The sequence below is a fragment of the Nocardia sp. NPDC019395 genome, from assembly GCF_040632335.1.
Lineage (GTDB): Bacteria > Actinomycetota > Actinomycetes > Mycobacteriales > Mycobacteriaceae > Nocardia.
Genome location: NZ_JBEYBT010000032.1, coordinates 1 through 13923, shown reverse-complemented (window position 1 = coordinate 13923; position 13923 = coordinate 1). Strand labels below are relative to the sequence as shown.

The 13923-nt window shown below is 66.7% G+C and carries 14 protein-coding genes; 7 read left to right on the top strand and 7 right to left on the bottom strand.

What is annotated here, in order from left to right; all coding sequences use genetic code 11:
• Positions 1 to 658 precede the first annotated feature (658 nt).
• The gene (locus ABZ827_RS30695; protein WP_357244377.1) at positions 659 to 2470 is read left to right on the top strand and encodes an LCP family protein; all 1812 of its coding nucleotides are present in this window, start codon (positions 659 to 661) and stop codon (positions 2468 to 2470) included.
• 82 nt (positions 2471 to 2552) lie between these two features.
• Positions 2553 to 3215 carry a phosphate signaling complex protein PhoU gene (gene phoU / locus ABZ827_RS30690; RefSeq protein WP_357244374.1) on the top strand — a complete coding sequence of 221 codons (663 nt, stop codon included), beginning with the start codon at positions 2553 to 2555 and terminating at the stop codon, positions 3213 to 3215.
• A 266-nt stretch (positions 3216 to 3481) separates the two neighbouring features.
• Here phoU and ABZ827_RS30685 read toward each other — a convergent pair whose 3' ends face one another.
• From ABZ827_RS30685 to ABZ827_RS30655, 7 genes are all read right to left on the bottom strand, one after another.
• A complete protein-coding gene (locus ABZ827_RS30685; protein WP_357244371.1) occupies positions 3482 to 3682 on the bottom strand; it encodes a hypothetical protein in 201 nt (66 codons plus the stop codon).
• A 247-nt stretch (positions 3683 to 3929) separates the two neighbouring features.
• Positions 3930 to 4706: a phosphate ABC transporter ATP-binding protein PstB gene (pstB, locus tag ABZ827_RS30680; protein WP_063125974.1), complete on the bottom strand. Its 777-nt coding sequence runs from the start codon at positions 4704 to 4706 to the stop codon at positions 3930 to 3932.
• A gap of 19 nt (positions 4707 to 4725) precedes the next feature.
• Positions 4726 to 5622 (bottom strand): phosphate ABC transporter permease PstA, encoded by an 897-nt coding sequence (pstA, locus tag ABZ827_RS30675; protein WP_357244416.1) that lies wholly within the window; start codon positions 5620 to 5622, stop codon positions 4726 to 4728.
• A gap of 8 nt (positions 5623 to 5630) precedes the next feature.
• Positions 5631 to 6602 carry a phosphate ABC transporter permease subunit PstC gene (gene pstC, locus ABZ827_RS30670; protein WP_357244413.1) on the bottom strand — a complete coding sequence of 324 codons (972 nt, stop codon included), beginning with the start codon at positions 6600 to 6602 and terminating at the stop codon, positions 5631 to 5633.
• A gap of 88 nt (positions 6603 to 6690) precedes the next feature.
• Positions 6691 to 7800: a phosphate ABC transporter substrate-binding protein PstS gene (gene pstS / locus ABZ827_RS30665; protein ID WP_357244367.1), complete on the bottom strand. Its 1110-nt coding sequence runs from the start codon at positions 7798 to 7800 to the stop codon at positions 6691 to 6693.
• 318 nt (positions 7801 to 8118) lie between these two features.
• The gene (gene mshD, locus ABZ827_RS30660) at positions 8119 to 9027 is read right to left on the bottom strand and encodes a mycothiol synthase (protein WP_357244364.1); all 909 of its coding nucleotides are present in this window, start codon (positions 9025 to 9027) and stop codon (positions 8119 to 8121) included.
• A gap of 11 nt (positions 9028 to 9038) precedes the next feature.
• Positions 9039 to 9806, bottom strand: coding sequence for a response regulator transcription factor (locus tag ABZ827_RS30655; protein WP_357244361.1), 768 nt, complete (start codon positions 9804 to 9806; stop codon positions 9039 to 9041).
• An 805-nt stretch (positions 9807 to 10611) separates the two neighbouring features.
• On the opposite strand from ABZ827_RS30655, the gene ABZ827_RS30650 reads away from it, so the two are divergent.
• The 5 genes from ABZ827_RS30650 (at position 10612) to ABZ827_RS30630 (ending at position 13820) form a co-directional block, all read left to right on the top strand.
• A complete protein-coding gene (locus ABZ827_RS30650; protein ID WP_357244358.1) occupies positions 10612 to 11421 on the top strand; it encodes an LmeA family phospholipid-binding protein in 810 nt (269 codons plus the stop codon).
• The gene (locus ABZ827_RS30645; RefSeq protein ID WP_357244355.1) at positions 11418 to 11870 is read left to right on the top strand and encodes a thioredoxin family protein; all 453 of its coding nucleotides are present in this window, start codon (positions 11418 to 11420) and stop codon (positions 11868 to 11870) included. Before ABZ827_RS30650 ends, ABZ827_RS30645 begins: the two co-directional genes overlap by 4 nt.
• A 278-nt stretch (positions 11871 to 12148) precedes the next feature.
• The gene (locus ABZ827_RS30640; RefSeq protein WP_357244352.1) at positions 12149 to 12643 is read left to right on the top strand and encodes a DUF4395 domain-containing protein; all 495 of its coding nucleotides are present in this window, start codon (positions 12149 to 12151) and stop codon (positions 12641 to 12643) included.
• A 32-nt stretch (positions 12644 to 12675) separates the two neighbouring features.
• A complete protein-coding gene (locus tag ABZ827_RS30635) occupies positions 12676 to 13509 on the top strand; it encodes a sulfurtransferase (RefSeq protein ID WP_357244349.1) in 834 nt (277 codons plus the stop codon).
• A 5-nt stretch (positions 13510 to 13514) separates the two neighbouring features.
• Positions 13515 to 13820, top strand: a complete 306-nt coding sequence (locus ABZ827_RS30630) for a DUF1416 domain-containing protein (protein WP_357244346.1) — start codon at positions 13515 to 13517, stop codon at positions 13818 to 13820.
• Positions 13821 to 13923 lie beyond the last annotated feature (103 nt).

The window sequence follows — 13923 nt, the reverse complement described above, 5'->3', positions numbered from 1 at the left end:
CGATACGGGTCGGCACGCGTCACCGCCCGCCCACGGACAGCCGCCGCCGGACCGCCAGGCGCGGCCGGCGGGCCCGGCCCCACGCCAGAGCGCGGATCAGCGGACCGGACCGGACCAGCCCGGCCCGGGGGCTCCACCGCCCGCCCGGGCGGCTCGTCCCCCGGCCGGCCCCGCCCGGCCCGCCGCGGCACCGGCCCGGCAGCCCGGGCCCCCGGCACCCGCGCAGGGAGCGCCCCCCGCCCAACCCGGGCCGCCGCAGCGGCAGGCGCCACCACCGGGCGGGCCGGATCCGCGACGTCCCGACCGGCCCCAACCACCCACTTCCCGGGCTCAGCCGACCGTCGGGCCCACCCCGCACGGCGAGGCCGAGCAGGGCGCACCGGTTCGGCCACCCGCCCGCCCCGCCGGCGATCTCCCGCCCGGCCGGGGCGCACCCCGGCCCGCGACCGAGAGCCGGGCAGCCGTGCCACCGGCCCCGCGCGCCGACGGCAATCAAGCCGGACCCGTTCGTCCGCCGGCCCGCCCCGCGGACGCCGGGCCCCACGCCGGCGGTGATCAACCTCCCGGCCGAGCCGCATCCCGCCCGGTTACCGAGGGCCGGGCGGCCGTACCGGCGCAACCGGCCCGGAACCGGCCACCGAGCGCACAGCGTCCGGCCGTGGCCCCGGCCGCGGAACCTGGACCCACCACCGCGGTACCCCAGCAGCCGGACCCGGCGCACAGCGGACCGCGACCGGACGGTGACCAGGCCGCGAAACGCTCCCGGCAATCACGCAGCACACTTCGCGGCAACAAGCGCGCCAAGCTGGTGGTAACCGACGACAACGCCACCGATGTGCTGTCGCCCCTCGACGAGGACGAGCCGGGCGGCTCCCGGATCGGCGGCCGGACCGATACCGGCGGCTGGCCCACTTCCGGACCCGCCGAAGCCCAGACGGTCGGCAAGCCGAAACGTCGGTCACCGTCGACCGCACGGTCGCGGCGCGAGAAGCGGATGCGCATGGCCGGGCGCGCGGGGGTCGCGTTCCTCTCGGTGCTGGCGCTGCTGATCACCGGTGGCGGCTGGAGCTACCTGCGCGCCACGGGTAACAGCTTCACCCAGGTCTCCGCCCTCGCGGAGAACGAAGACAATGTGATCGACGCGCAGGCGCAGCTCGGTGACGAGAACTATCTGATCGTCGGCACCGACACCCGGGCCGGCGCCAACGCCGACGTCGGTGCGGGCACCGTGGAAGATGCCGAGGGCGCCCGCGCGGACACAACGATGCTGGTGCACATTCCGAAGAACCGCCAGCGCGTGGTGGTCGTATCGTTCCCGCGCGATCTGGACGTAACGCGGCCGGAGTGCAAGGGCTGGGACAACAGCAAGCCCGGATACACCGAAGAAACCCTCGACTCGGCCATGAGCGACAAACTCAACGCCGTGTACGCAGCAGGTGGCCCCCGCTGTCTGCTGTCCACCATCCAGCGGTTGACGGGCAGCACGATCAACCATTTCATCGGGATCGACTTCGCCGGCTTCGAACAGATGGTGAACAAGGTCGACGGCGTCGAAGTGTGTGTATCCAAGCCGCTCGAAGACGGGATGCTCGGCACCATCATTCCGGAGGCCGGCCGCCACCGCATCGACGGCGCCACCGCGCTGAAATATGTACGTGCTCGCCACGTCTACGGCGAAGAGCGCAGCGATTACGACCGGATCAACCGCCAGCAGAAGTTCCTGGCCTCGCTGCTGCGCGGCGCGCTGTCCGGCAAAGTCATGTTGGATGCCGGGAAGTTGAACGGCTTCATCAAGGCATTCACCGACGCGACCTTCGTCGACGGGGTCCAGCCGAACGATCTGCTGATGCTCGGCCGGTCACTGCAGGACCTGGAGTCGGGGGCGGTGACCTTCTTGACCGTTCCCACCGCGGGCACCACCTCCAGCGGCAACGAGATCCCCCGCACCGCCGATATCCAGGCGATCTTCCAGGCGATCCGCGACGATCAGCCACTGCCCGGCGAGAAGACCGCGCCGGCTCCACCACCGGTTTCGGCGGCTCCCGTTCCCCCGTCGCTCACCGCGGTCGACCCGAGCACCGTTTCGCTCCTGGTCTCCAACGGTTCGGGAATCGAGGGCCTGGCCAATACAACCGCGAGCCAGATGGCCAATACCGGGTTCAACATCTACAACGTCGGCAACTACACGGAGGGGAACGCGCCCGAAACCAAGGTGCGCTACACCACCGGGCACGAGTCCGAGGCCGCGACGGTCGCGAGCGCGGTACCCGGGGCAACCATGGAGGTCGACGATTCACTGGACAGTATCGTCGAGCTGGTCCTGGGCGAGAACTACCAGCAGGTGGTGAACGATCCGACGCCGGTCGGCAGCCCGATCACCAATGTGCCGCCCGCCAGCACGGCACCGGCGGAACTGCCCTCGGACCTCGAGCATGTGAACGCCGGAGACGATCCTTGCGCCGTGCAGTAGACCGTGCCCGCACGGCCCGATGACCGCGTTATTAACCCGGTGTTGGTGACGCGGACAGTACTGCGAACTAGTCTTCTGTTTCATGCGTGTCATCTACAACGAGCGAATGGCCGATCTCGCCCACCTGCTGGGCGAAATGGCCGGCCTTGCCGGTTCGGCCATGGATCGCGCAACGCAGGCTCTGCTCCAGGCCGACCTGCCCCTGGCCGAGCAGGTCATCAGCGAGGGTGATCGGATCGCCGAGATGATCGCCGACGCCGAGGAGAAGTCGTTCGCTCTGCTCGCGCTGCAGGCGCCGGTCGCCGGAGACCTCCGCCAGGTGGTCAGTGCGATCCAGATCGTCAACGACGTCAACCGGATGGGTACTCTCGCCCTGCATGTGGCCAAGGTGGCCCGTCGCCGGCACCCCAACCATGCCCTTCCGGAGGCGGTCAACGGCTACTTCGCCGAGATGGGCCGGATCGCGGTCAGCATGGGCAGTGGAGCCCAGGAGGTGCTGGACACCCGTGATCCCGACCGCGCGGCGCAACTGAACCAGGACGACGAGGCGATGGACGATCTGCATCGCCACCTGTTCACCCTGCTGATGGACCGTGAATGGAAGTACGGAGTGGCGGCCGCGGTCGATGTCACCCTGCTGGGCCGCTACTACGAGCGCTTCGCCGACCACGCCGTGGAAATCGGCCGCCGGGTGATTTTTCTGGTCACCGGCGAACTGCCGTCCGACGAAGACACCGAGGTCTAGACCCGGGCCCAGGTTCGGCTGCCGGATTCCGCGGCGGCCGGGCCGGCCCGCCGTCGGCCGGGATGGACCGTTCCCGGTTGGGTAGACGCGGGAGTCGTAGCCGGCCGGTACAGAAACGACTATCTCCGCAGCGCCCAGAATTCCTGGGCGCTGCGGAGGTCGCTGAAACCCGCGTGGTATCGGGCGGGGCCGATCATCGGAATCGGGTTACGTGCCGACGGATTGCCAGTTGCCGACAGCGTAGATTTCGACCTGATCCGGTATGGCTATCGGGCCACGATCCATTCGTATCGGCCCTGGCCATGTGAGTAGCACAGCCATTTCGTCGCGCCCTCATCGCGAGTGCTGCCAACGGTGAACTCATTGCACGGTTCTGCCGGCACAGCCGCAGCCTGCGGGGCCAGCAACGCCGCGGCCACAATCGTGGCCACACCGAGCAATCCACTGGTGAGTAAACGTACTGCCATCACGAATCCTCTTTCATTCGAACAGATTTCGCAGAGGTCGTGTCATCTTTTTTCTCCCCCCTGCCTCAGCCAGAATATCGAAATATATTGGAAGCAGCAATGACTCGGCTGGCCTCACCTGAGATGGGCAGTGCAGCGGCAGCCGCGGATCAGGTGGCGACACGAGGCATTTCGGCCTGTACGACGAGACAGAGAAGCCCGCGGGAATCGTTCCCGCGGGCTTCTCGTCGTCGGTGCTGCCGGTGGCTCAGCCGAAGCGGCCGGAGATGTAGTCCTCGGTGGCCTTCTCGCCCGGGTTGGAGAAGATCTTCTCCGTATCGTCGATCTCGACCAGCCGGCCCGGTTTGCCCTGGGCTTCCAGATTGAAGAACCCGGTCTTATCGCTCACCCGCGCCGCCTGCTGCATGTTGTGGGTGACGATGACGATCGTGTATTCCTTCTTCAGCTCCGTGATCAGATCCTCGATCGCCAGCGTGGAGATCGGGTCCAGGGCCGAACACGGCTCGTCCATCAGCAGCACATCCGGCGACACCGCGATCGCACGGGCGATGCACAGCCGCTGCTGCTGACCACCCGACAGCCCGCCACCCGGCTTGTCCAACCGGTCCTTGACCTCGTTCCACAGGTTCGCGCCCCGCAGGGAACGTTCGGCGACCTCGTCCAGTTCACCCTTGTTACGCACGCCCTGCAATTTGAGGCCGGCCACCACGTTGTCGCGAATGGACATGGTGGGGAACGGGTTCGGCCGCTGGAACACCATACCGATGGTGCGGCGCACGCCGACCGGATCCACCTGGGAGGCGTAGATATCCTCGCCGTCGAGCATGACCGCGCCCGAAACGCTCGCGTTCGGGGTCACCTCGTGCATTCGGTTCAGCGACCGCAGTACGGTCGATTTACCACAACCGGACGGACCGATGAAGGCGGTCACGCTGCGCGGCAACACGTTCAGCGAGACATCGGCGACGGCGTGGAACTTGCCGTAGAAGATGTTCAGGTCTTTGATATCGATGCGCTTGGCCATCTATTTTTCCGTTTCCGCCTTATCGGTTCCGCATCAGGAACTTGTTGACTCCCGCAGCCGCCAGGTACAGCAACGCGATCAGCAGGATCAGCGTGAGCGCCGCGCCCCATACGCGCTGACGCCCCGCATCTTCCGCGTTCGCCAGCTCCTGGTAGATCAGCAGCGGCAGCGAGGCCATATTGCCGTCGAAGATATTCATATTGATCGACTTGCTGTAGCCGACCAGCACCAGCACCGGCGCGGTCTCGCCCATAACGCGGGCCAGCGCGAGCAGGATGCCGGATATCATGCCCGGCAAGGCGGTCGGAATAACGATCTTGACGATCGTCTTCCACTTCGGGATACCGAGCGCATACGAGGCTTCACGCAGCTCGTCGGGGACGAGTTTGAGCATTTCCTCGGTGTTGCGCACCACCACCGGAAGCATCAGCAGCACCAGGGCCAGGGCCACCGCGAACGAACTCTGCGGGAACCCCAGGGTCGCGATCCAGAGCGCGAAGATGAACAGGGCCGCGACGATCGAGGGGATACCGGCCAGGATATCGACCATGAAGGTGGTCACCTTGGCGAAACGGCCGGTCCCGTACTCGATCAGGTAGATCGCGGCCATGATGCCCAGCGGGACCGCGATAACGGCCGCCACAGCCGATTGGACGAGGGTGCCGTAGATCGCGTGATAGACACCGCCGCCGGTCTGATCGGGCAGCACGCCCTTCTGCGAATTCTGCCACCAGTCCAGCGACAGGATCGCTTCGAAACCGTTGGCGACCACCATACCCAGCACCCAGCCCAGTGGAATGAGCGCGATGATGAAGCAGAGCGTGAACAGCCCGGTGGCGATATTGTTCTTGATCCGCCGCGCGGTGCTCACGTTCCGGAAGGTAGGCGCCTTGATCGGCTGATCGAATTTGGTCATGGTGCTCATCAGCCGTTCACCTTTCCGCCTGCGACGAACCGGGCCAGCGCGTTCACTACGAAGGTCAGCACGAAGAGCACGAAGCCCGCCGCGATATAGGCACCGGTCGGCAGGGGCGCGCTGAATTCGGCAGCGGCCGAGGCGATTTTGGATGCGAAGGTGAAGCCACCGTCGAACAGCGACCAGCCACCCGCGTCCGCGGATGTTTTCAGGATGATGAGCACCGCGATGGTCTCACCGAGCGCCCGGCCCAGGCCGAGCATGGAGCCCGCGATCACGCCGCTGCGCCCGTAGGGCAGCACCGTCATCCGCACGACCTCCCACTTGGTGGCGCCGAGCGCCTGCGCCGCCTCGATATGCGCCATCGGGGTCAGCGCGAACACCTCCCGGGCCACCGAGGTGATGATCGGCAGGATCATCACGGCCAGCACCACGCCGGCCGTGAAGATCGTGCCGCCGCCGGCGATGGACACATTGCCGTCGGCGAAGAGGAAGAACCAGCCCAGATTGTCGTTGAGGAACTGCTGGAGCGGTTTCAGATAGGGCGCCAGGACCAGCAGACCCCACAGGCCGTACACGATCGACGGCACGGCGGCCAGTAGATCGGTCAGCATCGAGAAGGGGCGGGCCAGCTGTTTGGGCGCGTAGCGGGTGAGGAACAAGGCGATACCGACACCGATCGGCACCGCGATGATCAGCGCGAACGCGGAGCTCAACACCGTAACCATGAACAGGTCACGGATACCGAAGCGGAGGTTGTCCGCGTCGCCGGTGTTGAACTCCGTGCTGGTGAAGAAATTCACCTGGTCAGCCCCGAGCGAAGGCACCGCACGGATCAGCAGGAACAACGCGATCAGCGCGATCGAGCCCACGATGATCGCGGCGGCGGCCACGGCCAGCGATTTGAAAACCATTTCGGCCCGCCGGCCGCCTCCGCCACCTTCGGTGCGTAATGGCGATTTGTTCGGTTCGCTCGACATGGATGCGGTGTCTCCGGCCTTGCGCAGGCTCGTCCCGGCGGACGAGCCTGCGGAGGCCACCTCTGGGTTGACTGTCATTTTCGCGCTATCAGGAGATGGCGTCGATCGCCGTGGTCAGCTTGGTCTTGAACTGTTCCGGGATCGGGACGTATCCGTTGTCCTCCAGACCTGTTTGACCGTTGCTGATCGCGGAGTGCAGGAACGCCTTGACCGCGGTCGCGACCTCTCCGTCGGCGTACTTCGAGCACACGATCTCATAGGTCGGCAGGATGATCGGGTAGGCACCGGTCTCGGTGGGTTTGTAGAACGACGAGGTGTCGAGCACCAGATCGTTGCCCTCGCCCTTGATCTTCGCACCGTCGATGGCCTTACCGGCCGTCGCGGAGGTCAGCTCGACCGGCTCCGGGCCGGCGGAGGTGACGACCCGCGTGACGGACAGGTTCTGCGCCTTGGCGAACGACCACTCGTTGTAGGAGATGGAGTTCGGGGTGGACTTCACCGCGGCCGAGGTGCCCTCGTTGCCCTTGGCGCCTTCACCGACGCCGCCGTTGAAGACCTTGCCGGCTTCCTTGCCCCACGCGCCGTCGGAAGCGGCATCCAGGTAGAGCTGCAGGTTGTCGGTGGTGCCGGACTCGTCCGACCGGTAGATGACCTTGATCGGCTCCGCGGGCAGCTGCGCGTCCGGGTTCAGCGCCTTGATCTCGGGGGCGTCCCAGGTCTTGATGGTGCCGTTGAAGACCTTGGCCATCGTCGGGCCGTCGAGCGCGAGATCGGTGACACCGTTGACGTTGTAGGTGATGGCGATCGGGCCGAATACGGTCGGCAGGTTCCACGCCGGGGAAGCGCAACGCTGTGCCGCGGAGGCGACTTCACCCTTCTTCTCGCTGAGCGGGGAGTCGGAGCCGGCGAAATCGGTCTGGCCGCCGAGGAATTCCTTCACACCGGCACCAGAGCCACTGGAGGTGTAGTTGAGGGTCTGGCCGTCGCAGTTGGTCTCGAAGGCCGCGGTGAAACGCTCGACGGCGTTCTTCTGCGCCGACGAGCCGCTGGCCTTGAGCGCCTCCTTGCCGCCGCACTGGACGTCGGAATTGGCTTCGACACCGGTCGTTGCCGCGTTGTCGTCGCTGCCACAGGCAGACAACGGCAGAATCGCGGCCGCGAGTACGCCCACGAGGGCGCTGCTGCGCTTGAAATTCACTCCAGTCCTCCGGATACGTCCTACTCGCCCGGTCCCTCACCGGCCCGGGCGGTGTGATGGTGCGGCCGTCCGCGGGGAACTTGCACACCAGGCGGCCCACGACCGCCCAGAATCAACCTAGGTCCCGTCGGTAGACAGCCGGACCAGGGCGAGTGAACGGAAGGTGAACAGGGTGGCGTTATAGCGCCCGATATGTGTGATGTTTGCCGCGCTGTTACTCACCGCACGCTCCGGCGACCACCGTGATCCACTCGGCCACCCGCGACCGGACCGCGGCCTGCGCCCGGCCCGGCGGCCACGCAAGGGAACTACGGGGTCTTATCCCCGAGCCGAATAGGCGATATCGATATGGGCCGGAGTGAAACCGAGCCGGGTGTAGGTCCGGACCGCGGCAGTGTTGTCCGCCTCCGTGTACAGCAGCACCTCACCCAAACCTGCGTCCCGCAGGTGATGCAGACCGATCAGTGTGAGCAACCGGCCGAGTCCGCGCCCTTGCGCGGCTGGATCGATTCCGACCACGTAGACCTCACCCGCCGGCGGGCTCTCGTCGTGATGGATCTTGGTCCAGTGGAATCCCAGCAACCGATCCGGTTCTCCCGCGGCGAAGGCCAGGAAGAGACCGGCCGGATCGAACCAGGATTCCGCGCGCCGCGCCACGAGTTCGGCATCGGTCCACCCGCCCTGTTCAGGGTGCCAATCGAAGGCCGCGTTGTTGACCCGGAGCAATTCGGCATCATCGGCAGGGCCCGCGTAGGTGCGCACCACCAGATCGTCCGGAATCGTCACACCCGGTAGCTCAGGAGTCGCCAGAGCTCGGCGCATCTGCCAGAGTTCGCGCGCGGCGACCAGATGCAACCGGCCGGCCACCGCCTGCGCAGCAGGCAGTTTCCCGTGTGCCCAGATCCGGGTTTCCGCACCACCGGCGGTGAGCGCGGCAGCCACCAGCTCCCGGCCGATACCGTGACCACGTTGCGCGGGGGCTACCGCCGCCTCCGCCATGGCGGGGTGCTCGTCGTGCGCCGGAGTCAGGCTCGCGTAACCGGCTACCGCACCGCCCCACAGGGCCAGCAGATGACGTGTGGGCGAATCCCCGCGCAGTGCCAGCAGCCCCTGTTCGGAGACCGGCGCGACACCGTCGGCAGCCGCGGCGGCACCCAGCAGAGCGCTCACCTCATCGCCGCGGCCGTCGAGCGGGCCATCGACCCAACGCAATTCGAGGTCGGACATCGGATCCCCGCTCACTGGGCGGTGCCGTTGACCGGTGCCATCGAATCCTCTTCGGCACCGTCGCGTTCACCGTTCGCGGTACGGGAATCGGCATCGCCCTTGTTCGATGACCGGGCGGGGCGGACGGCTTTGTAACCGACATTGCGGACGGTGCCGATGAGCGATTCGTATTCGCTGCCCAACTTGGCCCGCAACCGCCGCACATGCACATCGACCGTGCGAGTACCGCCGAAGAAGTCGTACCCCCAGACCTCCTGCAGCAGCTGGGCGCGGGTGAAAACCCGGCCGGCATGCTGGGCGAGGTACTTCAGCAGCTCGAATTCCTTATAGGTGAGGTCGAGCGGACGGCCGCGCAACCGCGCGGTATAGGTCCCCTCGTCGATCACCAGCTCACCGAGGGTGATCTTGCCCGTGTTCTCCGGACTGGCCGCACCACCGGTACGGCCGACCAGCAAGCGCAGCCGCGCGTCCAGTTCGGCCGGGCCGGTACCGGGCAGCAGAATATCGTCGAGACCCCAGTCGGCGTTCACCGCGACCAGGCCGCCCTCGGTAAGAACGGCGACTACCGGAACCGACGAGCCGGTACTGCCGAGCAGCCGGCACAGGCCGCGCGCGGCAGCCAGATCGGTCCGGGCATCCACCAGCGCGACGTCAGCCGTACCCGCCTCGAGCAACGATGCCACCTCGGTCGGTGCGGGACGCACATTGTGCGCGAGCAGCGATAGCGAGGGCAGAACCGAATCGGGGTCGGGGTCGGAAGTCAGCAGGAGCAGCTCCACGGCACTCCTCCCATCTCGTAGCTACGCGAAAGCCAGCTTCGTCGCCGTCGCCACGTTGCTCATCCACAGTAATCGCTGCAAGATTAGCGCGCTGTATATATTGCGACGCCTCCGGCGTCGCGGGTCGGGGCCCTATTAACCCCGCCCGACGGGGTAGACCCGCCGGATGTGGAGGGAAACGGGTGTATCGCATGCACTCGGTGGATCTGCCGGATCGGCCGTCATGCGGGCTCGGACGCGCTGCATGTAGCTGTGATGTCGGCTTCAGCGCCTATGGCGCGGCCTCCGGCGCACGAGACCGGGCCACCGATCACGGATATCCCGAACCCAGGACAATCCTCCGCTTCACTCGTCGCAGCAACCGACCACCTGGACAAAATCCACTACCTGACCCCAGCCTCGGACTTCTGGTCCTGAAAGGCCCACCCTTTCGGGCGGGGCCCGCCCGGTTCTGGAGCGACCAGAGCGAAGGAGCGCAGCGACTGAGCGCCGGGAGTGAAGAACCGGGTTAACAGGGCCCCGCCCTCGAGCCGCGGAGCGGCTCCAAAAACACAGCCCGCCCCTTCACGGAAAGGTCTACCCCGAGCTCACGAATAGTCTGTGGTCTACCCCGAGACCAGAGTCAACGGTCTACCCCGAGAGCAGGGCCAACACCCCCGCGCCCCGGAGACGGCGCAATAGATGCGGAGTCGGGCGATAGCGGAGTCGGGCGGTATCAACAGCCCCTGTAACAGAGACAGCGCCCCGACCCTGCGACACCGAAGGCCGCGCAATGGGCACAGCGGCGTCCACTAGGGTGCATGACATGCGGAAGCTCATCATCGGACTGCTCTGCCTGGCCGGCGTGGCAGTGGTTGCCGATTTCGGCGCGGCCGCATATTCGGAGTATCGAGTGTCCCGATCGCTGCGGGTCGGTGCGGAGCTCAGCGCCGACCCCGAAGTCACCTTTCACGGGTTCCCGTTCCTGCGGCAGGCGTTCGAAGGCCGCTACGACAATATCGAGGTCAACGCCGACAGCGTGCGAGCCGATATTCCCGGCGAGATCGCCCTCGAAGCGACCCTCAAGGGTATGCGGCTGCCGCTGAGCGATCTCGTCGACGGCCGGGTGCGCAGTCTGCCGGTCGACCAGGTGAATGTCCGGATGCGGGTCGCGCCGACCGAGCTCGGCCGCCTGTTCGGTATCCCCGACCTCGAGGTGCATTCGCGGCCCGCGGACAAATCCGACGGAACCGGCGGCTCGGGTGGGTCGGGAATGACCACCGCGGGTGCCCTGGTGCTGACGGGAACACTGCCCGCGGCGCCTGGCGGAGCGCAGGGGGCGAGTTTCCCCGGAGAACGGGTGAGCGTCGCGGCGGATCTGCTGCTCGACGGTGACCAAGTACGCATCGTGGCCACCGGCCTGTATTCCGAAGAGATCTCGCCGGTACCGTCGCAACCGGTGGTCGACGAAGCGGATATCCCGGCGGTGCTGGCGATGTTCACCCGTACGATCGATACCAAGGAACTCCCGTTCGGCATCCAGCCCACCGAGGTCACCGCCCTGGGCGGCCATATCGTGGTGGAGGGCCGGGGTGAAGATGTAACGATCGACCTGAACAGATTGCGGCGACCATGATCGAGATCACCATTCTGGCGGTGATGCTGCTGGCAGGGCTGGCAGTAGGCCTCTACCTGCGCCACCGTGAGGGCACGGTACGCACAGCTCCGGCCACACTGGATCGGGATACGGCCACACGCGACGATCTGCTCCTGGCCGCCGGGGTCACTGGATCGGGGCCGGCGGTACTCCACTTCTCCGCGGACTGGTGCGGGCCGTGCGAGGCGGTGCGCCGGGTCGTAGCCGATGCCACTCGTGATCTGGCGGACTCACCCCAGCCGCCGCGCGATATCGAACTCGATATCGATGCGGATCCGGATCTGGCCAGGGCGTTGAACGTTCTATCGCTGCCCACCACCTTCGTCTTCGATGCCGAGGGCCGGGAACGATTCCGGATCTCGGGAGTGCCCAAGACCAGCGATCTCCGCAGCGCGCTCAGCCCGCTGACAGCGGGATCAATGCGCTGAGTCTCCGGGTAGTAAGGGGGCCTGACCAGGTGATCACCCCCTACCCGCTCGAACCTCGCCGGGATTGGGTAGACTGCGCGGTGTGCAATCCCACCGCGAGCTGATGCTCACCCGTCGCCGCACAGTCGATCTGTGCCGCCTCGGTGGTTGTTGCTGCCTGTGCCGCTGAGCGGTCGGGTCATTTCCTGACGCCGACCACGGTTCGTCGCGCGAGCGATCTCATCCCCCGGCGAACCGGCCGAAATCCGCCGAACAGTTCGAGCGCAGGAGTTTCGTCCATGTCCTCTATCACCACTTCCGGAAGCGGCGGGGAATCCGCCACCGGGCAGGTCGATATCCGTGGCCCCCGGTTCGGCGCGTGGGTCACCACAGCGGTCCTGATCTCGGTATTACTGCTGGCGGCGGTCGTCACACCGGCCGCCGCGGTTCTCATCGCGGTGCAGGCCGTGGTGTTCGCGCTCGGCGCGGCACTGGGCCCGCGCCGCCACCCGTACGGCCTGCTCTACGCCCGGCTGGTCGCACCGCGTCTCGGTCCGGTCACCGAGACCGAGCCCGCCCCGCCGCTGCGGTTCGCCCAGCTCCTGGGCTTCGTATTCGCGGCCGTGAGCGTGCTGGGCTTCCTGCTCGGCGCCTCGGTAGTGGGCGCGGTTTTCGCCGGGTTCGCTTTGTTCGCGGCATTCCTCAATGCCGCGTTCGGGATCTGCCTCGGCTGCCAGTTGTACCCGCTGGCCACCCGGCTGGCTCCCCGCTCCCTGTCCCCCGCATCGAACTGAACTGATCGCTAGTCACCACTGAAAGGAAACAAATGGCTCGCTCCGATGTCCTGGTCTCCGTCGACTGGGCCGAAGAGAATCTCAAGACCCCCGGCGTCGTCTTCGTCGAGGTCGACGAGGACACCACCGCCTACGAAGGCGGACACATCGAGGGCGCCGTCCGGCTCGACTGGAAGAAGGACCTGCAGGATCAGGTTCGTCGTGACTTCGTGAACCAGGAGCAGTTCTCCACCCTGCTCTCGGAGCGCGGAATCGCCAACGACGACGAAGTGGTCCTCTACGGCGGCAACAACAACTGGTTCGCCGCCTACGCGTACTGGTACTTCAAGCTGTACGGCCACAACAACGTCAAGCTGCTCGACGGCGGCCGCAAGAAGTGGGAGCTCGACGGGCGCCCCCTGTCGCGCGACGAGGTGAGCCGTCCGGCCACCCAGTACAAGGCCGCCGAACCGGATAACACGATCCGCGCGTTCCGCGACGAGGTCATCGCCGCCATCGGCACCAAGAACCTGGTCGACGTGCGCTCGCCCGACGAGTTCTCCGGCAAGATCCTGGCTCCCGCGCATCTGCCGCAGGAGCAGAGCCAGCGGCCCGGCCATATCCCCAGCGCGATCAACGTGCCGTGGAGCAAGGCCGCCAACGAGGACGGCACCTTCCGGTCCGACAAGGAACTCGCCGAGATCTACGGCGACGCCGGCCTGGACGGCAACAAGGACACCATCGCCTACTGCCGGATCGGCGAGCGTTCCTCGCACACCTGGTTCGTGCTGCAGGAGCTGCTCGGCCACCAGAACGTCAAGAACTACGATGGCAGTTGGACCGAATACGGTTCGCTGGTCGGCGCACCTATCGAGTTGGGAGAGTAACCACCATGTGTGCAGCACCTACCCAAGGTCAGGCCATCCCGGCCGGCGTCGATGTGGAGAAGGAAACGGTTATCACCGGCCGTGTTCTCGGCACCGACGGCGAGCCCGTGGCAGGCGCATTCGTGCGGCTGCTCGACGGCAACGGTGATTTCACCGCCGAGGTCGTCGCCTCCGGAACCGGTGACTTCCGCTTCTTCGCGGCCCCGGGCACCTGGACCCTGCGTGCGCTGTCGTCGTCCGGTAACGGCACGTCCGAACTGCGGCCCGAGGGCCCCGGTATCCACAACGTGGACGTCACCGTCTCGAAGTAACAGCAGAACCCAACGGCCCAGGTCCCTGGGGGGGGGGGCGGGGGCGGCGGCGCGCGGGGGGGCGGGGGCGGGGGGGGGGGGCGCGTGGGCGGGCCGGCGGCGC